22 protein-coding genes, 2 tRNA genes and 1 rRNA gene are annotated in these 21112 nt (G+C 61.8%); 14 read left to right on the plus strand and 11 right to left on the minus strand.

Features of this window, described 5'->3' with window-relative positions:
• Window positions 1-28 precede the first annotated feature (28 nt).
• The 7 genes from rpe to ACPRTJ_RS12705 all read left to right on the plus strand — a co-directional run bounded on the left by rpe (window position 29) and on the right by ACPRTJ_RS12705 (window position 6375).
• Complete coding sequence (gene rpe / locus ACPRTJ_RS12675) at window positions 29-703, plus strand: ribulose-phosphate 3-epimerase (protein WP_043863783.1); 675 nt, start codon at window positions 29-31, stop codon at window positions 701-703.
• Window positions 700-1515, plus strand: coding sequence for a phosphoglycolate phosphatase (locus ACPRTJ_RS12680; protein WP_043863769.1), 816 nt, complete (start codon window positions 700-702; stop codon window positions 1513-1515). The genes rpe and ACPRTJ_RS12680 overlap by 4 nt, the downstream gene beginning before the upstream one ends.
• 70 nt (window positions 1516-1585) lie before the next feature.
• The gene (gene trpE, locus ACPRTJ_RS12685) at window positions 1586-3067 is read left to right on the plus strand and encodes an anthranilate synthase component I (RefSeq protein ID WP_426428982.1); all 1482 of its coding nucleotides are present in this window, start codon (window positions 1586-1588) and stop codon (window positions 3065-3067) included.
• Window positions 3068-3129: 62 nt separating this feature from the next.
• A complete protein-coding gene (locus tag ACPRTJ_RS12690; RefSeq protein WP_043863771.1) occupies window positions 3130-3723 on the plus strand; it encodes an aminodeoxychorismate/anthranilate synthase component II in 594 nt (197 codons plus the stop codon).
• 12 nt (window positions 3724-3735) lie between these two features.
• Window positions 3736-4785: an anthranilate phosphoribosyltransferase gene (gene trpD, locus ACPRTJ_RS12695; RefSeq protein WP_043863772.1), complete on the plus strand. Its 1050-nt coding sequence runs from the start codon at window positions 3736-3738 to the stop codon at window positions 4783-4785.
• The gene (gene trpC, locus ACPRTJ_RS12700) at window positions 4782-5618 is read left to right on the plus strand and encodes an indole-3-glycerol phosphate synthase TrpC (protein WP_054915953.1); all 837 of its coding nucleotides are present in this window, start codon (window positions 4782-4784) and stop codon (window positions 5616-5618) included. Before trpD ends, trpC begins: the two co-directional genes overlap by 4 nt.
• Before the next feature lie 52 nt (window positions 5619-5670).
• Window positions 5671-6375, plus strand: coding sequence for a lipoate--protein ligase family protein (locus tag ACPRTJ_RS12705; protein WP_058541841.1), 705 nt, complete (start codon window positions 5671-5673; stop codon window positions 6373-6375).
• Here the strand turns inward: ACPRTJ_RS12705 and crp are convergent.
• Complete coding sequence (gene crp, locus ACPRTJ_RS12710; RefSeq protein ID WP_043859825.1) at window positions 6372-7016, minus strand: cAMP-activated global transcriptional regulator CRP; 645 nt, start codon at window positions 7014-7016, stop codon at window positions 6372-6374. The genes ACPRTJ_RS12705 and crp overlap by 4 nt on opposite strands.
• A 189-nt stretch (window positions 7017-7205) precedes the next feature.
• On the opposite strand from crp, the gene ACPRTJ_RS12715 reads away from it, so the two are divergent.
• The gene (locus ACPRTJ_RS12715; protein WP_043859826.1) at window positions 7206-7628 is read left to right on the plus strand and encodes an OsmC family protein; all 423 of its coding nucleotides are present in this window, start codon (window positions 7206-7208) and stop codon (window positions 7626-7628) included.
• Between the two features lie 34 nt (window positions 7629-7662).
• Here ACPRTJ_RS12715 and ACPRTJ_RS12720 read toward each other — a convergent pair whose 3' ends face one another.
• The 8 genes from ACPRTJ_RS12720 to hemJ all read right to left on the minus strand — a co-directional run bounded on the left by ACPRTJ_RS12720 (window position 7663) and on the right by hemJ (window position 13016).
• Window positions 7663-8118, minus strand: a complete 456-nt coding sequence (locus ACPRTJ_RS12720; RefSeq protein ID WP_426428983.1) for a hypothetical protein — start codon at window positions 8116-8118, stop codon at window positions 7663-7665.
• Window positions 8115-9155, minus strand: a complete 1041-nt coding sequence (locus ACPRTJ_RS12725; RefSeq protein WP_426429117.1) for a DUF2157 domain-containing protein — start codon at window positions 9153-9155, stop codon at window positions 8115-8117. The genes ACPRTJ_RS12720 and ACPRTJ_RS12725 overlap by 4 nt, the downstream gene beginning before the upstream one ends.
• A complete protein-coding gene (coq7, locus tag ACPRTJ_RS12730) occupies window positions 9152-9799 on the minus strand; it encodes a 2-polyprenyl-3-methyl-6-methoxy-1,4-benzoquinone monooxygenase (RefSeq protein WP_054915949.1) in 648 nt (215 codons plus the stop codon). The genes ACPRTJ_RS12725 and coq7 overlap by 4 nt, the downstream gene beginning before the upstream one ends.
• Before the next feature lie 65 nt (window positions 9800-9864).
• A complete protein-coding gene (locus tag ACPRTJ_RS12735) occupies window positions 9865-10203 on the minus strand; it encodes a histidine triad nucleotide-binding protein (RefSeq protein WP_043859829.1) in 339 nt (112 codons plus the stop codon).
• 73 nt (window positions 10204-10276) lie between these two features.
• Entirely contained in the window at window positions 10277-11050 is a 774-nt protein-coding gene (locus ACPRTJ_RS12740) for an SDR family NAD(P)-dependent oxidoreductase (protein ID WP_043859830.1), read from the minus strand.
• Between the two features lie 72 nt (window positions 11051-11122).
• On the minus strand, window positions 11123-11584 hold the full coding sequence (locus ACPRTJ_RS12745; RefSeq protein WP_058541845.1) for a DUF805 domain-containing protein: 462 nt from the start codon (window positions 11582-11584) through the stop codon (window positions 11123-11125).
• A 27-nt stretch (window positions 11585-11611) separates the two neighbouring features.
• Complete coding sequence (locus ACPRTJ_RS12750; RefSeq protein ID WP_426428985.1) at window positions 11612-12568, minus strand: NAD(P)H-dependent flavin oxidoreductase; 957 nt, start codon at window positions 12566-12568, stop codon at window positions 11612-11614.
• A 22-nt stretch (window positions 12569-12590) separates the two neighbouring features.
• Entirely contained in the window at window positions 12591-13016 is a 426-nt protein-coding gene (gene hemJ, locus ACPRTJ_RS12755; protein WP_043859832.1) for a protoporphyrinogen oxidase HemJ, read from the minus strand.
• A 139-nt stretch (window positions 13017-13155) separates the two neighbouring features.
• Here hemJ and argC point away from each other — a divergent pair, with 139 nt between their 5' ends.
• Window positions 13156-14190, plus strand: coding sequence for an N-acetyl-gamma-glutamyl-phosphate reductase (argC, locus tag ACPRTJ_RS12760; protein ID WP_426428986.1), 1035 nt, complete (start codon window positions 13156-13158; stop codon window positions 14188-14190).
• Window positions 14191-14346: 156 nt separating this feature from the next.
• Complete coding sequence (erpA, locus tag ACPRTJ_RS12765) at window positions 14347-14697, plus strand: iron-sulfur cluster insertion protein ErpA (RefSeq protein WP_043859834.1); 351 nt, start codon at window positions 14347-14349, stop codon at window positions 14695-14697.
• A gap of 55 nt (window positions 14698-14752) precedes the next feature.
• Here erpA and ACPRTJ_RS12770 read toward each other — a convergent pair whose 3' ends face one another.
• Complete coding sequence (locus ACPRTJ_RS12770; protein ID WP_043859835.1) at window positions 14753-15844, minus strand: anhydro-N-acetylmuramic acid kinase; 1092 nt, start codon at window positions 15842-15844, stop codon at window positions 14753-14755.
• A gap of 3 nt (window positions 15845-15847) precedes the next feature.
• Complete coding sequence (locus ACPRTJ_RS12775; RefSeq protein WP_043859836.1) at window positions 15848-17260, minus strand: peptidoglycan DD-metalloendopeptidase family protein; 1413 nt, start codon at window positions 17258-17260, stop codon at window positions 15848-15850.
• A 210-nt stretch (window positions 17261-17470) separates the two neighbouring features.
• On the opposite strand from ACPRTJ_RS12775, the gene tyrS reads away from it, so the two are divergent.
• The 4 genes from tyrS to ACPRTJ_RS12795 all read left to right on the plus strand — a co-directional run bounded on the left by tyrS (window position 17471) and on the right by ACPRTJ_RS12795 (window position 21009).
• Entirely contained in the window at window positions 17471-18670 is a 1200-nt protein-coding gene (gene tyrS, locus ACPRTJ_RS12780; protein WP_054915947.1) for a tyrosine--tRNA ligase, read from the plus strand.
• Between the two features lie 558 nt (window positions 18671-19228).
• A 16S ribosomal RNA gene (locus ACPRTJ_RS12785) occupies window positions 19229-20765 on the plus strand.
• A gap of 84 nt (window positions 20766-20849) precedes the next feature.
• A tRNA-Ile gene (locus ACPRTJ_RS12790) sits at window positions 20850-20926 on the plus strand.
• 7 nt (window positions 20927-20933) lie between these two features.
• Window positions 20934-21009, plus strand: a tRNA-Ala gene (locus ACPRTJ_RS12795).
• Window positions 21010-21112: the final 103 nt, after the last annotated feature.

A 21112-nucleotide genomic window follows, 5' to 3' on the forward strand; every position in this document is an offset into this window, starting at 1 on the left:
CACCGTGATTCTGCCCAACAGGTGCGCCATGCAGCCCTACGCTATTGCCCCCTCCATCCTCTCAGCCGACTTTGCCCGCCTGGGCGAAGAAGTCGACAAGGTGCTCGAAGCCGGCGCCGATATCGTCCACTTCGACGTGATGGACAACCACTACGTTCCCAACCTGACCATCGGTCCGATGGTGTGCAGCGCCCTGCGCAAGTACGGCGTGACCGCGCCGATCGACGCACACCTGATGGTCACCCCGGTGGACCGCATCATCGGCGACTTCATCGAAGCCGGCGCCACCTACATCACCTTCCACCCCGACGCCACCCTGCACGTCGATCGCTCGCTGCAGCTGATCCGTGACGGCGGCTGCAAGGCGGGCCTTGTGTTCAACCCGGCTGCCTCGCTGGATGCGCTCAAGTACGTGATGGACAAGGTCGACATGATCCTGCTCATGAGCGTCAACCCGGGCTTTGGCGGCCAGAAGTTCATTCCGGCCACCCTCGACAAGCTGCGCGAAGCCCGCGCGCTGATCGATGCCAGCGGGCGTGATATCCGCCTGGAGATCGACGGTGGGGTCAACGTCAACAATATCCGGGAAATCGCCGCTGCTGGCGCCGACACCTTCGTGGCCGGCTCGGCGATCTTCAATGCCCCGGACTACAAAGAGGTGATCGCCAGGATGCACGCCGAACTGGCCCTGGCCCGCCCATGAGCGGCTTCGAGCAGCTGTTCCCCGGGGGCCTGCCCAAGCTGGTGATGTTCGACCTGGATGGCACCCTGATCGATTCGGTGCCGGACCTGGCGGCCGCCGTGGATCACATGCTGCTCGAAATGGGGCGCCAGCCCGCCGGTGTCGCCGCCGTGCGCGAATGGGTCGGTAATGGCGTGCAGGTGCTGGTGCGCCGCGCCCTGGCCGGCAGCATCGAGCATGCCGGGGTGGACGACGATGAGGCCGCGCGCGGGCTCGAGCTGTTCATGCAGGCCTATGCCGACAACCATGAATTGACGGTGGTCTACCCCGGCGTGCGTGACACCCTCAAGTGGCTGCACAAGCAGGGCGTGGAAATGGCCCTGATCACCAACAAGCCGGAGCGCTTCGTCGCTCCCTTGCTGGACCAGATGAAGATCGGGCGATACTTTCGCTGGATCATCGGCGGCGACACCCTGCCGCAGAAGAAACCCGACCCCGCCGCATTGCTGTTCGTGATGCAGATGGCTAACGTGGCGCCGGCCCAGGCGCTGTTCGTGGGCGACTCGCGCAGTGATGTGCTGGCGTCCCGGGCGGCAGGGGTGCAATGCGTGGCGCTCAGCTACGGCTACAACCATGGCCGCCCGATCAGCGAGGAGTCGCCCGCGCTGGTGATCGATGACCTGCGCGCGCTGCTGCCTGGTTGCTTAGATTCGGCCACTGAGCTAATGTCGGACGATCAATCCCCCCCTGATAGAGATTCCATCGTGGTGGCACCCGGCAAACTCTGGATGAAAGTCATCAAGGCCCTGGCCCGTTGGCGTTGGCGCGCCTGACTTTTTTCTGGCCGGCCTGATCCGGCGCGTTTGCCTGTACGACTTATTGCCCCATTGCCACGAGGCTATCATGACCCGCGAAGAATTCCTGCGCCTGGCCACTGCCGGCTACAACCGCATTCCCCTGGCCTGCGAAACCCTGGCCGACTTCGACACGCCGCTGTCGATCTACCTGAAACTGGCCGACCAGCCCAACTCCTACCTGCTCGAATCGGTGCAGGGCGGCGAGAAGTGGGGGCGTTATTCGATAATCGGCCTGCCATGTCGCACCGTGTTGCGCGTACATGACCATCAGGTGCGCATCACCCATGACGGTGTCGAGATCGAACAGCATGAAGTCGAAGACCCGCTGGCCTTCGTCGAGACGTTCAAGGAACGCTACAACGTACCGACCATCGACGGCCTGCCGCGCTTCAACGGTGGCCTGGTGGGGTATTTCGGCTACGACTGCGTGCGCTATGTAGAGAAGCGCCTGGGCAAGTGCCCGAATCCCGATCCGCTGGGCGTGCCGGACATCCTGCTGATGGTGTCGGACGCCGTGGTGGTGTTCGACAACCTGGCCGGCAAGATGCACGCCATCGTGCTGGCCGACCCCGCTCAGGACAACGCCTACGAAAATGGCCTGGCGCGTCTTGAAGAACTGCTCGAACAACTGCGCCAGCCGATCGCCCCGCGTCGCGGCCTGGCCCTGGGCGGCCCTCTGGCTGCTGAGCCGGAGTTTCGTTCAAGCTTCACCCAGGCCGACTACGAACGCGCCGTCGATACCGTCAAGGAGTACATCCTGGCCGGCGACTGCATGCAGGTGGTGCCCTCGCAGCGCATGTCCATCGACTTCAAGGCCGCGCCCATCGACCTGTACCGCGCGTTGCGCTGCTTCAACCCCACGCCGTACATGTACTTCTTCAACTTCGGCGACTTCCATGTGGTGGGCAGCTCGCCGGAAGTGCTGGTGCGGGTCGAAGACAACCTGGTCACCGTGCGCCCGATCGCCGGCACCCGGCCGCGTGGTGCCAACGAGCAGGCCGACCGAGCGCTGGAGCAGGACCTGCTGTCGGACGCCAAGGAGATCGCCGAGCACCTGATGCTGATCGACCTGGGCCGCAACGACACCGGTCGCGTTTCCGAAACCGGCTCGGTCAAGGTCACCGAGAAGATGGTGATCGAGCGTTACTCCAACGTGATGCACATCGTGTCCAACGTCACCGGCCAGCTCAAGCAGGGCCTGAGCGCGATGGACGCGCTGCGCGCCATTCTGCCCGCCGGTACCCTGTCGGGGGCGCCGAAGATCCGCGCCATGGAAATCATCGACGAGCTGGAGCCGGTCAAGCGTGGCGTGTACGGCGGCGCCGTCGGCTACCTGGCCTGGAACGGCAACATGGACACCGCCATTGCCATCCGCACCGCCGTGATCAAGGACGGTGAGCTGCATGTGCAGGCTGGTGGCGGCATCGTCGCCGACTCGGTGCCGGCGCTGGAGTGGGAAGAAACCATCAACAAGCGTCGGGCGATGTTCCGCGCGGTAGCCTTGGCTGAACAGACACCGCTCAGCTGAGAAGGGCGCCGCTGCGGCGCAACACAGAATTCAGAGTCGCCAGACTCAAGAGGTTGACCCAGATGTTACTGATGATCGACAACTACGACTCCTTTACCTACAACGTCGTGCAGTACTTCGGCGAGCTGGGTGCAGAGGTCAAGGTCATTCGCAATGACGAACTGACCATCGCCCAGATCGAGGCACTGCAACCCGAGCGCATTGTGGTGTCTCCTGGCCCGTGCACCCCGACCGAGGCCGGTGTATCGCTCCAAGCCATCCTGCACTTTGCCGGCAAGCTGCCGATCCTGGGCGTGTGCCTGGGCCACCAGTCCATCGGCCAGGCCTTTGGCGGTGATGTGGTACGGGCGCGCCAGGTGATGCACGGCAAGACCAGCCCCGTGTCGCACATCGACCAGGGTGTGTTCGCAGGCTTGAACAACCCGTTGACGGTGACCCGCTACCATTCCCTGGTGGTCAAGCGCGAAACGCTGCCCGAGTGCCTGGAAGTGACTGCCTGGACCACTCTGGACGACGGCTCGGTCGACGAGATCATGGGCCTGCGTCACAAGACACTGAACATCGAAGGGGTGCAGTTCCACCCCGAGTCGATCCTCACCGAGCAGGGCCACGAGCTGTTCGCCAACTTCCTCAAGCAGACCGGCGGCCGCCGCTAAGGATTTGACACCATGGATATCAAGAGCGCGCTGGGCCGCATCGTCGGTCACCTGGACCTGAGCACCGAGGAAATGCGCGATGTGATGCGCGAGATCATGACTGGCCAGTGCAGCGAGGCGCAGATCGGCGCCTTCATGATGGGCATGCGCATGAAGAGCGAAAGCATCGACGAGATCGTCGGTGCGGTATCGGTAATGCGCGAGCTGGCCGACCAGGTACAACTGCAGACCCTGGACCAGGTGGTCGATGTGGTCGGTACCGGTGGCGACGGCGCCAATATCTTCAACGTTTCCACCGCCTCGGCATTTGTCGTGGCCGCTGCCGGCTGCACCGTGGCCAAGCACGGCAACCGTGCGGTATCGGGCAAGAGCGGCAGCGCCGACCTGCTCGAGGCCGCCGGTATCTACCTGAACCTGACGCCGGTGCAGGTCGCGCGTTGCATCGACAGCGTCGGTATCGGCTTCATGTTCGCCCAGACCCACCACAAGGCGATGAAATATGCCGCCGCCCCGCGTCGTGACCTGGGGCTGCGCACGCTGTTCAACATGCTCGGCCCGCTTACGAATCCGGCCGGGGTCAGGCACCAGGTGGTCGGCGTGTTCACCCAGGCATTGTGCCGGCCGCTGGCCGAGGTGCTGCAACGCCTGGGCAGCAAGCATGTGCTGGTGGTGCACTCCAAGGACGGCCTGGACGAATTCAGCCTGGCCGCGCCGACCTTCGTTGCGGAACTGAAGAACGGCGAAATCACCGAGTACTGGGTAGAGCCCGAAGACCTGGGCATGAAGAGCCAGAGCCTGCACGGCCTGGCGGTAGACAGCCCGGCCGCGTCGCTGGAGTTGATTCGCGATGCCCTGGGGCGCCGCAAGACCGAAAACGGTCAGAAGGCGGCAGAAATGATCGTGCTCAATGCCGGCGCTGCGCTGTATGCCGCCGACCATGCCATGAGCCTCAAGCAAGGCGTCGAGCTGGCCCATGATGCACTGCACACCGGGCTGGCGCGAGAAAAGCTCGAAGAGCTGGGCGCCTTTACCGCGGTATTCAAGCAGGAGAATGAAGAGTGAGCGTACCGACGGTTCTGGAAAACATCCTGGCGCGCAAGGTTCAGGAAGTGGCCGAGCGCAGTGCCCGCGTCAGCCTGGCTGAACTCGAGCGCCTGGCGGCCGTCGCCGATGCGCCGCGCGGGTTCGCCAATGCGCTGATCGAGCAGGCAAAGCGCAAGCAGCCGGCAGTGATCGCCGAGATCAAGAAGGCATCGCCGAGCAAGGGCGTGATTCGCGAAGACTTCGTGCCGGCCGACATTGCCGTCAGTTATGAAAAGGGCGGGGCCACCTGCCTGTCGGTGCTTACCGATATCGATTACTTCCAGGGCGCCGATGCATACCTGCAGCAGGCGCGCGCCGCGTGCACGTTGCCGGTGATCCGCAAGGACTTCATGATCGATCCTTATCAGATCGTCGAGGCCCGTGCGCTGGGTGCCGATTGCGTGCTGCTGATCGTCTCGGCGCTGGATGACGTGAAGATGGCCGAGCTGGCGGCCACGGCGAAGAGCGTAGGGCTGGATGTATTGGTCGAAGTGCACGACGGCGACGAGCTGGAGCGTGCGCTGAAAACCCTGGATACACCGCTGGTGGGCGTGAACAACCGCAACCTGCACACCTTCGAGGTGAGCCTGGAAACCACCCTCGACCTGCTGCCGCGCATCCCGCGTGATCGCCTGGCAATCACCGAAAGTGGCATTTTCAATCGGGCAGACGTCGAGCTGATGGAGATCAACGAGGTCTACTCGTTCCTGGTGGGCGAAGCGTTCATGCGTGCCGAGCACCCGGGGTTGGAACTGCAGCGCCTGTTCTTCCCCGAGCGCGTGGTGCACAACCCGGCGCAAGGCCTGGACTGATCCACACTGAAGCCGGCGTTGCCGGCTTTTTTGTATCGACAAGGTGGGTGTGATGACTGAACAAGCTGTTGCGGTGACGGTGGAGGCGGGCTTGCAGGCCGAGCAGGACCTGCTGGCGGCTGTGTGCAAGGGCGAAAAGCAACATGGCCTGCTGTTCTGGCAGCCGACGGACCGCGCGCTGGTGATGCCGCGGCGAATGAGCCGGCTGGAAGGTTTCGAGGCCGCCTGCACCGAATTGGCCGTTGCCGGCTGGCCGGTGCTGCTGCGCGAGACCGGCGGTGAGCCAGTGCCGCAGTCGGCTGCGACAATCAATATCGCGTTGGTGTATGTGGCGCCGCGCAGCGAGGGTGATCACGGTCGTATCGAGAAGGCCTACGAGCGCCTGTGCCTGCCGCTATGCGAGGTGTTGCGCGAATGGGGCGGGCTGGCGTCGGTGGGGGAGATCGAGGGGGCGTTCTGCGATGGGCGCTACAACGTCAACCTCAATGGTCGCAAGCTGGTCGGCACGGCGCAGCGCTGGCGTCAGGGCCTGGGCGGCAAGCGCCCGGTGGTGCTGGTGCATGGCGCCTTGCTGCTGGACAACGAGCGCGAGTCGATGGTGGCGGCAGTCAATCGCTTCAATGAATGCTGCGAGCTTGAGCAGCGCTGCCGCGCCGACAGTCATATCGCTCTGCATGAAGTGGTGCCCCAGGCACCGCTGCTGGCGCGCCTGGAGCAGGCCTACTCGCAGGTGATCGCGGCGATCGAGCGCGATTAACGGGTGCCGAAGACCACCATGGTCTTGCCTTTGACATGCACCAGGTTACGTTCTTCGAGGTCCTTGAGCACGCGGCCGACCATCTCTCGCGAGCAGCCGACGATGCGGCCGATTTCCTGGCGGGTGATCTTGATCTGCATGCCGTCGGGGTGGGTCATGGCATCGGGCTGCTTGCACAGCTCCAGCAGGCAGCGGGCCACCCGACCGGTCACGTCGAAAAACGCCAGGTCGCCGACCTTCTGCGTGGTGTTGCGCAGGCGCTGGGCCATCTGGCTGCCCAGGGCGTAAAGGATGTCCTGGTCCTGGCGGGCCAGTTCACGGAATTTCTCGTAGCTGATTTCAGCCACTTCGCATTCGGTCTTGGCGCGTACCCAGGCGCTGCGCTGGTGTTCCTTGCCGATGGGTTCGAACAGGCCCAGCTCACCGAAAAAATCGCCACTGTTGAGGTAGGCGATGATCATCTCGCGGCCTTCCTCGTCCTCGATCAGGATGGTCACCGAGCCCTTGACGATGAACGACAGGGTATCGGCCCGATCACCAGCGCAGATGATGTTGTTCTTGGCTGCAAAGCGGCGACGCTGGCAGTGGGCGAGCAACTTGTCGATGTTCTTGATCTTGGCTGGAAGGGTTGTTGCAACCATGGCTGAATCCTGGAAAGACGCGACGCGTGGGCATTCTTGTCGACCGCTGGGCGCGGGTGCCAGCAGTTTGGCGCCAGCTTATCAGACGCCTGTAGGTGTATCGGCATATTTACTCGAACGCTTAGCCTTTTCGCACGTGCGCGCAAGGTCTAAGCTGACAGCCTTTTTCAAAGCAAGGGAATCCGGGTGATGAAGGCGCGTATCCAGTGGGCAGGCGAAGCCATGTTTCTTGGCGAATCGGGCAGTGGCCATGTAGTGGTCATGGATGGTCCACCCGAGAGTGGTGGGCGCAACCTGGGCGTGCGGCCGATGGAGATGCTCCTGCTGGGCCTAGGTGGCTGCAGCAATTTCGACGTGGTGAGCATTCTGAAGAAATCGCGCCAGGCGGTAGAGAGCTGCGAGGCGTTTCTCGAGGCCGAGCGGGCCGACGAGGACCCCAAGGTGTTCACAAAGATTCATCTGCGCTTTGTGGTCAAGGGCCGCGGCCTGAAGGAGGCCCAGGTCAAGCGCGCGGTGGAGTTGTCGGCCGAGAAGTACTGCTCGGCATCGATCATGCTGGGGCGCGCCGGGGTCGAGATCACCCACGCCTACGAGATTGTCGAGCTGGGTTGATCGTCGCGTGGCCATTCGCCGGTAACGCGGGCTGCTACAGGCGGATGCCGCTTCCCTTGTAGGAGCCAGCCTTGCTGGCGAAGCGCTCCAGCGCAAACAGCAGCATCAGCCCCGGTACCAGCGCCAGCAACCACCAGTGCAGGTTCAGCACCAGCAGCCCGAGTACTTCGCTTGTGCTCCAGGTATTGCCGAACGCGGTGGAGAACAACTCGCACAGCAGCCAGGCACTGACGGCCGCAATGCCAGCAAACACGCCGCCCAATACGCGGCGCCGGCGGATGATACTGCCCAGCAACACGAACAGCAGCATTCCGGGTACACAGAACAGCGCCAGATCCAGCGCGCTGTTGTCGGAATCGCCCAGATAGGGCAGCGACATGCTGAAGGGCGTTTCGCGCAGGCTTGCGGTCATCGCCAAGATGAACAGGTAGCCCACCAGCACCAACCCCATGCTTTGCAGCGCTCGAATCAGCAGCAGGCGCACCCTCATCGACGAAGCCCCGGCAACAGGTCGAGCAGGCCGTTCGGCAGCAGTGCGCGAAGGTTTGTACTCAGACGTTCGCGATGCTTCTGGTAGAGCAGGCCAAGGCTGATGACCCCCAGGCCGATCATGCTCAGCACTACCGGGAACAGCAGCGAGTCGGCGAATACGTCATACGACAGGTAGCCAAGGTAGGCCGAAACGCCCATGGCCCCGAACACCATGAACAATGGCCGGCGCAGCAGCACGGCGACCGCCATCAGCCCCAGGTTGATCAGGCAGTACAGCGCCTTGCCGAACTCGCTGTCACTGTCCATCGAGGTCAGCCCGCCCCAGAAGGCCAGCAGCCCGGCCAGATAACCCCAGAACGCATAGTCCTCGCGGGTTCGGCCATCGATGCCGAGGAACACCAGCAACAGGCCGAGGCCGAACCAAAGCGAAACCTTCTGGCGTTGCGCCCAGTTGAACGGCTCGCCGTAGATCCACTCGGTCAGGTCCATCGACATGAACCACAGCGCCACGGCGATGGGCATCACGATGAACGGGAAGGGGATCAGGCGCAGCATCAGCAGGCCGGCGATCACGGTGGCCGCTTCCATCAGCAGCCAGCCGCCCTGCACGTAGGTGTAGTAGCTGTGGTAGTGAGTCTGGGTATCGTCCAGGGGCCAGAAGCCGGTAAGGCGCTCGAGGGCGAACACCGCCAGCGGTACGATGCTGACCGCCACCGCTGCCAGCAGACCGGCAGGAATACGCTGGCCGCGTCGCTGAAGTGCCAGGCCACCGCCGGTCAACACGGCCATGTAGGCCAGCGCGATCAGCAGCAGTGCGCTGTCGCCGATGCGCATCCAGGCCTCGCTCAGCAGCCAGCCCATGGCCCCCATGATCAGCAGGGCGCCGAAGTAGAACGCGACATGGGCCAGCTGGAAACTGGGCCGTTGTGCGGGCTGGCGCTTGAGGAATTCAAGCAGGGCCTTGTCCTGGCCCGGGTTCAGTACGCCGGCATCGACGGCGCGGGCCAGGTCCCTGGCATCGAAGTGTTCCATCAGATTCGATAGGTGCTCTTGGTCATGACCTTGGCCATCAGGCTCATGCCGAACTTGACCGGTGCGGGGAAGCGAAAGCCGCCGGCATCCAGTGCCGACTCGGCGTGCTGCTCTTCATCGACGCGCATCTGTTCGAGGATTGCGCGGGACTTTTCGTCCTCGGCCGGGATCTGTTCCAGGTGCTCGTCCAGGTGCTTGCACACCTGGTGCTCGGTGGCCGCGACGAAACCGAGGCTGACCTTGTCGCTGATCAGGCCGGCGACAGCGCCGATGCCGAACGACATGCCATAGAACAGCGGGTTGAGAACGCTCGGGTGGCTGCCCAGTTGGCGGATGCGTTGCTCGCACCAGGCCAGGTGGTCGATTTCTTCCTCGGCGGCATGTTCCATCGCCTTGCGTACCTGCGGCAGCTTGGCAGTCAGGGCCTGGCCCTGGTACAGCGCCTGGGCACAGACTTCACCGGTGTGGTTGATGCGCATCAGGCCGGCGACGTGGCGGGTCTGGTCGTCGCTCAGGTCGGCGTCTGGCTGGATGATCGCAGGCGACGGGCGGGACGGTTGGCCGCTGAAGGGGAGCAAGGTGCGCATGGCGGTATCGGCCTGCAGCAACAAGCGGTCGAGCGGCGAATAGTGACGTTCGGTAGCCATCGGGCACCTCCGCAAGAATGTGCCCGACAGTTTAACCCAATCCAGATGACAGGGCTTGCGTTGGATCAGCCCGGCGGCCAGGTCATCTGGCGCTGGCCGAGCACGTGCATGTGGATGTGGTAGACGGTCTGTCCACCCTGCTCGTTGCAGTTCATCACCACGCGGAAACCGTCCTCGCAACCCAGTTCCTTGGCCAGTCGCTGGGCGGTGAACAGGATATGACCGGCCAGACCCTTGTCTTCTTCGGTGAGGTCGTTGAGGGTGCGGATCGGCTTTTTCGGGATGACCAGAAAGTGCACCGGCGCCTGGGGGGCGATATCGTGGAAGGCCAGAACCTGGTCGTCCTCGTAGATGATCCTGGCCGGAATCTCCCGGTTGATGATCTTGGTGAACAGAGTTTCCACAACGCTTGCTCCATGGTGGGGTTCGGGCTTGAGTGTACTCAGGCGCCGCTTGCTCGCCCAGTGCCGATTCGCTTCAGCGTGGGCAGTAGGCCCGGTTGATTGCGCCGGCCAGCTTGCGCGCAAGCCAGCGCGACAGCCAACGCGGGCTGGCGGCCAGCCAGCGGTTGCGCCGACCGGGGATGATCAGTGCGCGGTTCTTTTCCAGTGCGCGCACCGTGTACAGGGCCACTTCCTCGGGGCTCATGCAGCGGTTGCCGTTGTCCAGCCGGGGGATGCGCCGCAGCGGCGATCGAACCGGGCCGGGGCATAACACCGAAACCTTGATACCGGTCTGCTTGAGTTCCTCGCGCAGGCCTTCGGAAAAATGCAGCACATAAGCCTTGCTCGCCGCATAGGTGGTCATCCAGGGGCCGGGGGCGAAGGCGGCCAGCGACGCGACATTGAGGATCTGCCCGCCACCCTGCACCGCCATCGCGTTGCCCAGCGCATGGCACAGGCGGGTGAGGGCGAGGATGTTGACCTCGATGATGTCCTGCTCGTCGCCCCATTCCTGGGCCAGGAAGTGCCCGTAGGTGCGGATGCCGGCGCAGTTGACCAGCAGGTCGATCTGTCTGTCGCCTTCCTCGAGCTCCAGCAGAAAGCCGGACAGGCGCAATGGCTCGCCCAGGTCGCAGGCGCGCAGCAGCACTTCCACGCCGAAGCGCTGGGTCAGTTCCAGGGCGATGCTTTCCAGCAGATCGCGCTGCCGGGCCACCAGTATCAGGTTGCGCCCCCGGCGCGCGAGGGCCTCGGCCAATGCCAGGCCCAGGCCACTGGAGGCGCCGGTGATCATGGCGTAACGGGTCATGCAGTTCTCCAATCGGCAGGGGGCGGTGCGGCTGGCGCCTAGTTTACAGACTGGAGCGGGTAAAGGCTGCGGTCAGCCGTTGAGGGCAGTCATGTAGATACCCCACGCCATGAACGGTATCCACAGCGAGGCCACCACGATAACCGCCTTGGTGTTGGGGGGCGGTGGCGGCCCGTAACGATTGCTGGCGGGGTTGCCGGGAATCAACAGCAGGGCCAGGAAAACCAGGTTGCCGATGTAGTAGGGGATCAGGGTCAACAGGCTGTACCAGCCATTGAAGCCCAGGTCGTTCAGGCGCCGGGCGATGAACACCAGGCTGAAGATCTTGGCGGCCAGCAACATCGGCACGATGGCGGCGGCCAGGTCTTTGGAGAGCGAGGACATCAGTGCGACCAGTAGCACCGTCCCGAACACTGCGCCAATCAGCACCAGGCTCCAGGCCAGTAGCCGCACCCTCCCAATGCGGCCGCGCACGCTCATGACCCTGAGCTTTTCGTTGTTCAGTTGAAGGGGGTTGATGTAGGTGTCGCGCATCGGGCTTCCTTTGCCGTTGAGAGTGGTTCAGCCAGGCCGGTGCTGGCCCAGCTGGATCGCCGCGGCCTGGGCCTGGCGGTATTCGTGGTCGAGTCGAGCGATCAGTTGATCAACCGTGCCCAGGCTGTCGATGGCGCCGACGCCCTGGCCGGCGGACCATACGGTCTTCCAGGCCTTGGCCTCGTCATCCAGTGGCTTGAGCCGGCTTTCGCCCGACTTGCCCAGAGCGTTGAGGTCGAACCCGGCATTTTCCAGGCTCTGACGCATGAAGCTGGCCGGCACCCCGGACACTGCGGCGGTGTGGATGATATCGGCTGCCTTGGCATCCAGCAGCATTTGTTTGTAGGCGTCAGGCGCCTGGCTTTCGGTACTGCCAATGAAGTGGGTGCCCATGTACGCGAGATCTGCGCCCAGCAGTTGCGCGGCCAGAACTTCGTGGCCGCGGTTCAGGCAGCCTGCCAGCAGCAGCGTCTTGTCGAAGAACTGGCGAATTTCGGCAATCAGGGCAAAAGGGCTCCACGTACCGGCGTGACCACCGGCTCCCGCCGCCACGGCGATCAGGCCGTCCACGCCGGCCTCGGCGGCTTTCTCGGCATGGCGCCGGGTGGTGACGTCATGGAACACCAGGCCGCCATAGTCGTGGACGGCATCGACCACTTCCTTTGCCGCACCCAGGCTGGTGATGACGATGGGCACGCGGTGCTCGATGCAGATCGCAAGATCGGCCTGCAGGCGCGGGTTGCTGGGGTGCACGATGAGGTTCACCGCATAGGGCGCGGGGTTGTCGAGCCCGGCCAGGCCCGCCTCTATCTGCTCCAGCCAGGCCCTGAAGCCGGCACTGTCACGCTGGTTGAGCGCCGGGAAGCTGCCCACCACGCCATTGCTGCAGCAGGCCAGGACCAGCTGTGGATTGGAAATCAGGAACATCGGCGCTACCACCACGGGCAGGCGCAGGCGTTGTTCAAGCAGGGCGGGCAATGACATGGCGGGCTCTCGGAGTGGAGGATCAGAACGGTTTGACCACGACCAGGATGACGATGAGCAACAGGATGACCACAGGCACTTCATTGAACCAGCGGAAGTACACATGGCTGCGGGTGTTTTCGCCGCGCGCGAAGCGCTTCACGTTGGCGCCGCACATGTGATGGTAGCCGGTCAGCAGAATGATCAGGGTCAGCTTGGCGTGCATCCAGCCCTGCTTGAGGAAGTCGGGGTTGAGGCTGAGCAGCCAGATGCCGAACACGAAGGTCGCGATCATTGCCGGGCCCATGATGCCGCGGTACAGCTTGCGCTCCATGGTGACGAAGCGTTCCTGGCTGATGGTGTCCTGGCTCTGGGCGTGATAGACGAACAGGCGAGGGAGGTAGAACAGGCCGGCAAACCAGCAGACGACACTGACGATGTGCAGGGCTTTGATCCAGAGAAACAGCATTTTTAGGTAGTCCTTCAGGTTCACGGTCGTCAGATAGTAGTGGCTTGTGTGTGCAGGCGTCACCCGAACGGTTGTTACCAAGGCTGTGGGCCCATATTATCCGTGGTTTTCCAGTCGGTTCGTTGAAAGGGGCAGGTATATGGTCAAGGTCGGTATCGTCGGCGGCACGGGTTACACCGGTGTCGAGCTGCTGCGTCTGTTGGCACAGCATCCACAGGCTGAAGTGGCAGTCATCACCTCGCGTTCCGAAGCGGGCCTGCCGGTGGCCGAGATGTACCCGAACCTGCGTGGCCACTACGACAACCTGGCTTTCAGCGTGCCGGACACCAAGACCCTGGCGGCCTGTGACGTGGTGTTCTTCGCCACCCCGCACGGCGTGGCCCATGCACTGGCCGGCGAGTTGCTGGCAGCCGGCACCAAGGTCATCGACCTGTCGGCCGACTTCCGACTGAAGGACGCCGATGAGTGGGCGCAGTGGTACGGCCAGCCCCACGGCGCGCCAGAGCTGCTCAAGGATGCGGTGTATGGCCTGCCGGAAGTGAACCGCGAGCAGATCCGCAGCGCCCGCCTGATCGCCGTGCCGGGTTGCTACCCCACCGCGACCCAGCTGGGGTTCCTGCCGTTGCTGGAAGCGGGCATTGCTGATGCCTCGCGCCTGATTGCCGACTGCAAGTCTGGGGTCAGTGGTGCAGGCCGCGGTGCCAGCGTTGGCTCGCTGTTCTGTGAAGCCGGTGAAAGCATGAAGGCCTACGCGGTGAAAGGCCACCGCCATCTGCCCGAGATCCGCCAGGGCCTGCGCCGGGCAGCCGGTGGTGATGTCGGCCTGACGTTCGTGCCTCACCTGACGCCGATGATCCGCGGTATTCATTCGACCTTGTATGCCACCGTCGCCGACACCTCGGTCGACCTTCAGGCGCTGTTCGAAAAACGCTACGCCAATGAGCCGTTCGTCGACGTGATGCCAGCCGGCAGCCACCCGGAAACCCGCAGCGTGCGCGGGGCCAACGTATGCCGCATTGCCGTGCATCGCCCGCAAGGAGGTGATCTGGTGGTGGTGTTGTCGGTAATCGACAACCTCGTGAAGGGGGCCTCGGGCCAGGCGGTACAGAACCTGAACATTCTGTTCGGTCTGGACGAGCGTATGGGCCTGTCCCACGCCGGGCTGCTGCCTTAAGGCGCAACTGGCAGGCTGCAAGCGGGCATAGGGCGGCATTTGCCGCTTGTCGCTTGCGGCCTGCCGCTGCTTCTATTGTTGACCGATTTTCTCGGAGAAGCGGATAATGCGCGTCATCACGCATTAAGGCGGCAACAGCGCCGGGAGAAAGTCAGCATGAGCGTCGAATCCTTCACCCCCACGATTTTGCAATTCACGCAGGGTGCCGCGCACAAGGTGAAGACCCTCGTCGATGAAGAGGGCAATGATCGCCTCAAATTGCGCGTGTTCGTGACCGGTGGCGGTTGCTCGGGCTTCCAGTACGGCTTCACCTTCGACGAAGATGTGGCTGAAGACGACACCATCGTCGAGCGCGAGGGTGTTGCCCTGGTGGTCGACCCGATGAGCTTCCAGTACCTGGCGGGCGCGGAAGTGGACTACCAGGAAGGTCTGGAAGGTTCGCGTTTCGTCATCAAGAACCCGAACGCCACCACCACCTGCGGTTGCGGCTCTTCGTTCTCGATCTGAGTTACAGGCAGTACTGCTGACGCCGCGCCTCTGCGCGGCGTTTTGCTGTGTGCGTTCAGGCGGGGTAGATCGCGCCCAGAACGCGCAGGCCCTTGGCGCCAGTGACACTGGGGCGGTTGGCGGCGATGCCCTCCAGGCAGCAGTGTGCCAGCCAGGCGAACGCCATGGCTTCCACCCAGTCTGGATCGACGCCGTTGATGGCAGTGCTGCTGACCCGGGCGTTGGGCAGCAGGCAGGCCAGACGCTTCATCAGTGTGCCGTTGTGGGCGCCGCCGCCACAGACCAGCAGCGCCTGGGTGGCTGTCTGCGCCGCCTGCAGCGAGCTGACGATGCTGTGGGCGGTAAGTTCGAGCAGGGTGGCCTGCACGTCGGCATCGCTGCCGGGGGGCTGGCCGGCCAGGTGCTTGCGCAGCCATGTCAGGTTGAACACCTCGCGGCCGGTACTCTTGGGACCGGTGCCGGCAAAGAACGGATCGCTGAGCAGGCTGGCGAGCAGCCCGGGGATGACGTGGCCTGTGGCCGCCCAGGCGCCGTCGGCATCATAGCCGTGACCTTGTTTCTCGTTGATCCAGGCATCCAGCAGTACGTTGCCCGGGCCACAGTCGAAGCCGCTGACCGGCTTGCCGGTCTCGATCAGGCTCAGGTTGCTGAAGCCGCCGACGTTGAGTACTGCCAGGCGCTCGCCCTGATTGTCGAACAGCGCTTCGTGAAAGGCCGGCACCAAGGGGGCCCCCTGGCCGCCGGCAGCCACGTCGCGGCGGCGAAAATCGCTGACCACTGTAATCCCGGTCAGCTCTGCCAGCAGCGCCGGGTTGCCGATCTGCACGGTGAAGCCCTGGGCAGGCTCGTGGCGAATGGTCTGTCCGTGGCTGCCAATAGCGCGGATATCTGCAGGCTGCAGGTGCTGTTCGGCCAGCAATTGCTGAATGCCCTCGGCGGCCAGTCTCACCCAGGCAGCCTCGGCCAGGGCGGCGCGGGCAATTTCGTCGGGGCCGCTGGCGCACAGCGCGAGCAAGTCGTCGCGCAGCGCCTGGGGCATCGGAATGTAATGGGTAGCGAGCAGCGTGAGACGCTGCTCCTGTCTGATCAAGGCGATGTCCAGGCCATCGAGGCTGGTGCCGGACATCACTCCCAGATACAGGGCCATGGCTTAGCGCTTGGCCGAGGCCAGCATGGTGGCCTTCTCTTGTTCCATGCGCGCCATCAGCGGCTGGCTTTGCTGCAGGAAGCGCTGGCGTTCAGCCTTGGCGATCGGATCGGCCATTGGCAGCTTCTGTCCGAGCGGGTCGACGTGCACGCCATTGACCTGGAACTCGTAGTGCAGGTGCGGCCCGGTGGACAGCCCCGTGGTGCCGATGTAGCCGATCACCTGGCCCTGCTTGACCGTGCCGCCGGTCTTGATGCCCTTGGCGAAGCCCTGCATGTGCCCGTACAGGGTCTGGTAGGTATTGCCGTGCTTGATGATCACGGTGTTGCCGTAGCCTCCACGACGACCGGCCAGCAGTACCTTGCCGTCACCGGCGGCCTTGATCGGCGTGCCGCGCGGCGCTGCATAGTCGACGCCCTTGTGGGCGCGGATCTTGTTCAGGATAGGGTGCTTGCGACCTGCCGAGAAGCGCGAGCTGATGCGGGCGAAGTCCACCGGGGTACGAATGAACGCCTTGCGCATGCTATTGCCGTCGGCGGTGTAGTAACTGGTGTTGCCCTGCTTGTTGGTATAGCGCACCGCAGTGAAGCTCTTGCCGCGGTTGGTGAAGCGTGCCGACAGGATGTTGCCGTTGCCGACCACCTTGCCATTGACCACTTTCTGTTCGTAGATCACGTCGAATTCGTCACCCTGGCGGATGTCCTGGGCGAAGTCGATGTCGTAGCCGAAGATGCGGGCCATGTCCATGGTCAGCGAATGGTTCAGGCCGGCACGCTGCGCGGAAGCCGACAGCGAACTCTTGATGACGCCGTGCACGTAGGCCGAGCGAACCACAGGCTTGGTGATTTCACGGTTGAAGGCATAGCCCTTGTCGCCCTTGGTCAGGCGGATGGTCTCGAGATCGCTGACCTTGCTGTGCAGGCTGGCCAGTTGGCCGTCCTTGTCCAGTTCGATTTCCAGTACCTGGCCATGCTTGAGCTGGCTGAATTGCTTGGCCTGCTTGTTGCTGGCAAGCACCTCGTGCACCACATTGGCCGGCAGGCCGACCTTGGCGAACAGTGTCGACAGGGTGTCGCCACGGGCCACGGTGACTTCGCGGTGGCTTGGATCCTTGGCGGGTTCGGCAGTTGGGGTGGGTTCGGTCTTGGCGGTTTCTTCGGTGGGCGCGGGGGCAGTGTCAATCTGGGCGAACGGCGAGGCGGTGGTTTCTTCGCGGACGTCGGCCTGGGTGGTTTCCTGTTGCTTCAGCTGCTCGGCAGGGGATTCCAGCTCGAGGTTAAGGGTGGTTTTCTTGGCTTCGACCTCGCTGGAGGGGAACACCAGCAAGGCCAGGCTGAGCAGGGCGGCGATACCGCTGGCGGCCAACAGGTGGCTCTTCGGATAAAGCGGAGGCGCTTTAGTCGGTTCGTTGGTCATAGGTAGATTGACTTTGAAAAAGATGGATTGGAAAAGATGAATGACATGATGAAGATGAAATAACTGTATAAAATATAACCAAATCCCCTTCAGCGCAAGCGCGCAGACGTCATCAGTCGGGTGTGCGGTCACATCCGGGGCAAAAACTTGTATTTGATGGCTGATCTTGTATGGTTGGGGCCCTTTGAATCTGAGCCTTGCGGGTCTGTTATGAAGTCGGTTGAAGAGCAGCTAGCGCTGATCAAGCGTGGTGCGGAAGAGGTACTGGTCGAGGCCGAACTGGTCGAGAAGCTCAAGCGCGGGCAACCGCTGCGGATCAAGGCGGGTTTCGACCCGACTGCGCCGGATCTGCACCTGGGGCACACCGTCCTTATTAACAAGCTGCGCCAGTTCCAGGAACTGGGGCATCAGGTGATCTTCCTGATCGGCGACTTCACCGGCATGATCGGTGACCCGAGCGGCAAGAGCGCCACACGCCCGCCGCTGACCCGCGAGCAGGTGTTGGAGAACGCCGAGACCTACAAGCAGCAGGTGTTCAAGATTCTTGATCCGGCCAAGACCGAGGTTGCGTTCAACTCTACCTGGATGGACGCGCTGACCCCGGCCGACTTCATTCGCCTGGCTTCACAGTACACCGTGGCGCGCATGCTCGAGCGCGACGACTTCGACAAGCGCTATACCAGCAACCAGCCGATCGCGATTCACGAGTTCCTCTATCCGCTTGTGCAGGGCTATGACTCGGTGGCGCTGAAGGCCGATGTCGAGCTGGGCGGTACCGACCAGAAGTTCAACCTCCTGATGGGGCGCGAGCTGCAGCGTGGCTACGGCCAGGAGGCACAGAACATCGTCACCATGCCATTGCTCGAAGGGCTGGATGGCGTGAAGAAGATGTCCAAGTCGCTGGGTAACTATGTAGGTATCCAGGAAGCACCAGGGGTGATGTACAGCAAGCTGGTGTCGATCCCTGATACGTTGATGTGGCGTTACTTCGAGCTGCTGAGCTTTCGCTCCATGGAAGAGATCGATGGGTTCCGTGCTGAAGTGGCTGCTGGTGCCAACCCGCGGGATATCAAGATCAAGCTGGCTGAAGAGATCGTGGCACGCTTCCATGGTGAGGAGGCTGCGGCCAATGCCCACCGCGCAGCGGGTAATCGCATGAAGGATGGCGAGCTGCCGGAGGACCTGCCGCAGATCGACGTGCTGGCTGCCGAGGCCATGCCGATTTCTGCTGTGCTGAACAAGGCGGGCCTGGTCAAGAACTCGGCGGCAGCCCGTGATCTGCTGGCGGCAGGAAGCGTGAAGGTCGATGGTGAGGTCGTTGATCGTGGCTTCGTCTTCGAGCTGGGCTCCACCCATGTGTGTCAGGCGGGCAAGAAGGCGTTTGCACGTATCAGTCTGAAGGCTGAATAAAGAGAGGGCGGCGTAAGCCGCCCTTCCTATATAGAGAAGAGCTGGTTTGCTTTGTTTTGCGAAAGTTTCAAATTAACCCTTGACGCACGATTTAATCTCTCTATAATTCGCCCCACTTCCGGCGCAGTCGGAACGAAAAACTCCTTGAATATCAATGAGTTGGACGTTTCAGGTCAGGCTGGAGGTGCTTCGATCGAAAGATCGGCAGCGGTGAAAAAGGTGGTTGACAGCAGGTTGTAACGCTGTAGAATTCGCCTCCCGCTACGAGAGATCGAAGCGAGTCAAGTGTTTGAAGTGAAACGAAAAACTTCAAAATAAACGCTTGACAGACTCTGAGGAAAGCGTAGAATGCGCGCCTCGGTTGAGACGAAAAGTTCTTGACCAACCGCTCTTTAACAATTGAATCAAGCAATTCGTGTGGGTGCTTGTGAGCTCAGACTGATAGTCAGAAAGATTATCAGCATCACAAGTGACTGCACGAAAATCGAAAGATTTGAAAGTAAGTCATTTGAGAATGCTGAGCCAAGTTTAGGGTTTTCTCAAAACCCAAGCAGTATTGAACTGAAGAGTTTGATCATGGCTCAGATTGAACGCTGGCGGCAGGCCTAACACATGCAAGTCGAGCGGATGAGAAGAGCTTGCTCTTCGATTCAGCGGCGGACGGGTGAGTAATACCTAGGAATCTGCCTGGTAGTGGGGGACAACGTTTCGAAAGGAACGCTAATACCGCATACGTCCTACGGGAGAAAGCAGGGGACCTTCGGGCCTTGCGCTATCAGATGAGCCTAGGTCGGATTAGCTAGTTGGTGAGGTAATGGCTCACCAAGGCTACGATCCGTAACTGGTCTGAGAGGATGATCAGTCACACTGGAACTGAGACACGGTCCAGACTCCTACGGGAGGCAGCAGTGGGGAATATTGGACAATGGGCGAAAGCCTGATCCAGCCATGCCGCGTGTGTGAAGAAGGTCTTCGGATTGTAAAGCACTTTAAGTTGGGAGGAAGGGCAGTAAGCGAATACCTTGCTGTTTTGACGTTACCGACAGAATAAGCACCGGCTAACTCTGTGCCAGCAGCCGCGGTAATACAGAGGGTGCAAGCGTTAATCGGAATTACTGGGCGTAAAGCGCGCGTAGGTGGTTCGTTAAGTTGGATGTGAAATCCCCGGGCTCAACCTGGGAACTGCATCCAAAACTGGCGAGCTAGAGTAGGGCAGAGGGTGGTGGAATTTCCTGTGTAGCGGTGAAATGCGTAGATATAGGAAGGAACACCAGTGGCGAAGGCGACCACCTGGGCTCATACTGACACTGAGGTGCGAAAGCGTGGGGAGCAAACAGGATTAGATACCCTGGTAGTCCACGCCGTAAACGATGTCAACTAGCCGTTGGAATCCTTGAGATTTTAGTGGCGCAGCTAACGCATTAAGTTGACCGCCTGGGGAGTACGGCCGCAAGGTTAAAACTCAAATGAATTGACGGGGGCCCGCACAAGCGGTGGAGCATGTGGTTTAATTCGAAGCAACGCGAAGAACCTTACCAGGCCTTGACATCCAATGAACTTTCCAGAGATGGATTGGTGCCTTCGGGAACATTGAGACAGGTGCTGCATGGCTGTCGTCAGCTCGTGTCGTGAGATGTTGGGTTAAGTCCCGTAACGAGCGCAACCCTTGTCCTTAGTTACCAGCACGTTATGGTGGGCACTCTAAGGAGACTGCCGGTGACAAACCGGAGGAAGGTGGGGATGACGTCAAGTCATCATGGCCCTTACGGCCTGGGCTACACACGTGCTACAATGGTCGGTACAGAGGGTCGCCAAGCCGCGAGGTGGAGCTAATCTCACAAAACCGATCGTAGTCCGGATCGCAGTCTGCAACTCGACTGCGTGAAGTCGGAATCGCTAGTAATCGCGAATCAGAATGTCGCGGTGAATACGTTCCCGGGCCTTGTACACACCGCCCGTCACACCATGGGAGTGGGTTGCACCAGAAGTAGCTAGTCTAACCTTCGGGAGGACGGTTACCACGGTGTGATTCATGACTGGGGTGAAGTCGTAACAAGGTAGCCGTAGGGGAACCTGCGGCTGGATCACCTCCTTAATCGACGACATCAGCTGTCTCATAAGCTCCCACACGAATTGCTTGATTCATTGAAGAAGACGATTAGGTTAGCAACCTTCGATTGGGTCTGTAGCTCAGTTGGTTAGAGCGCACCCCTGATAAGGGTGAGGTCGGCAGTTCGAATCTGCCCAGACCCACCAATTTGCTGGGGCCATAGCTCAGCTGGGAGAGCGCCTGCCTTGCACGCAGGAGGTCAGCGGTTCGATCCCGCTTGGCTCCACCACCCCGCTTGCCAGTTTGTCAAAGCTTAGAAATGAATATTCGCGTCGAATATTGATTTCTGAACTTTATCAGAATCGTTCTTTAAAAATTTGGGTATGTGATAG

The organism is Pseudomonas palmensis (assembly GCF_049942755.1).
GTDB lineage: Bacteria > Pseudomonadota > Gammaproteobacteria > Pseudomonadales > Pseudomonadaceae > Aquipseudomonas > Aquipseudomonas palmensis.

Excerpts from the sequence above, each read along its gene's own strand:
- rpe (WP_043863783.1), top strand. The coding sequence starts at position 29 with ATGCAGCCCTACGCTATTGCCCCCTCCATCCTCTCAGCCGACTTTGCC.
- ACPRTJ_RS12680 (WP_043863769.1), top strand. The coding sequence starts at position 700 with ATGAGCGGCTTCGAGCAGCTGTTCCCCGGGGGCCTGCCCAAGCTGGTG.
- trpE (WP_426428982.1), top strand. The coding sequence starts at position 1,586 with ATGACCCGCGAAGAATTCCTGCGCCTGGCCACTGCCGGCTACAACCGC.
- ACPRTJ_RS12690 (WP_043863771.1), top strand. The coding sequence starts at position 3,130 with ATGTTACTGATGATCGACAACTACGACTCCTTTACCTACAACGTCGTG.
- trpD (WP_043863772.1), top strand. The coding sequence starts at position 3,736 with ATGGATATCAAGAGCGCGCTGGGCCGCATCGTCGGTCACCTGGACCTG.
- ACPRTJ_RS12705 (WP_058541841.1), top strand. The coding sequence starts at position 5,671 with ATGACTGAACAAGCTGTTGCGGTGACGGTGGAGGCGGGCTTGCAGGCC.
- crp (WP_043859825.1), bottom strand. The coding sequence starts at position 7,016 with ATGGTTGCAACAACCCTTCCAGCCAAGATCAAGAACATCGACAAGTTG.
- ACPRTJ_RS12715 (WP_043859826.1), top strand. The coding sequence starts at position 7,206 with ATGAAGGCGCGTATCCAGTGGGCAGGCGAAGCCATGTTTCTTGGCGAA.
- ACPRTJ_RS12720 (WP_426428983.1), bottom strand. The coding sequence starts at position 8,118 with ATGAGGGTGCGCCTGCTGCTGATTCGAGCGCTGCAAAGCATGGGGTTG.
- coq7 (WP_054915949.1), bottom strand. The coding sequence starts at position 9,799 with ATGGCTACCGAACGTCACTATTCGCCGCTCGACCGCTTGTTGCTGCAG.
- ACPRTJ_RS12740 (WP_043859830.1), bottom strand. The coding sequence starts at position 11,050 with ATGACCCGTTACGCCATGATCACCGGCGCCTCCAGTGGCCTGGGCCTG.
- ACPRTJ_RS12745 (WP_058541845.1), bottom strand. The coding sequence starts at position 11,584 with ATGCGCGACACCTACATCAACCCCCTTCAACTGAACAACGAAAAGCTC.
- ACPRTJ_RS12750 (WP_426428985.1), bottom strand. The coding sequence starts at position 12,568 with ATGTCATTGCCCGCCCTGCTTGAACAACGCCTGCGCCTGCCCGTGGTG.
- hemJ (WP_043859832.1), bottom strand. The coding sequence starts at position 13,016 with ATGCTGTTTCTCTGGATCAAAGCCCTGCACATCGTCAGTGTCGTCTGC.
- argC (WP_426428986.1), top strand. The coding sequence starts at position 13,156 with ATGGTCAAGGTCGGTATCGTCGGCGGCACGGGTTACACCGGTGTCGAG.
- erpA (WP_043859834.1), top strand. The coding sequence starts at position 14,347 with ATGAGCGTCGAATCCTTCACCCCCACGATTTTGCAATTCACGCAGGGT.
- ACPRTJ_RS12770 (WP_043859835.1), bottom strand. The coding sequence starts at position 15,844 with ATGGCCCTGTATCTGGGAGTGATGTCCGGCACCAGCCTCGATGGCCTG.
- ACPRTJ_RS12775 (WP_043859836.1), bottom strand. The coding sequence starts at position 17,260 with ATGACCAACGAACCGACTAAAGCGCCTCCGCTTTATCCGAAGAGCCAC.
- tyrS (WP_054915947.1), top strand. The coding sequence starts at position 17,471 with ATGAAGTCGGTTGAAGAGCAGCTAGCGCTGATCAAGCGTGGTGCGGAA.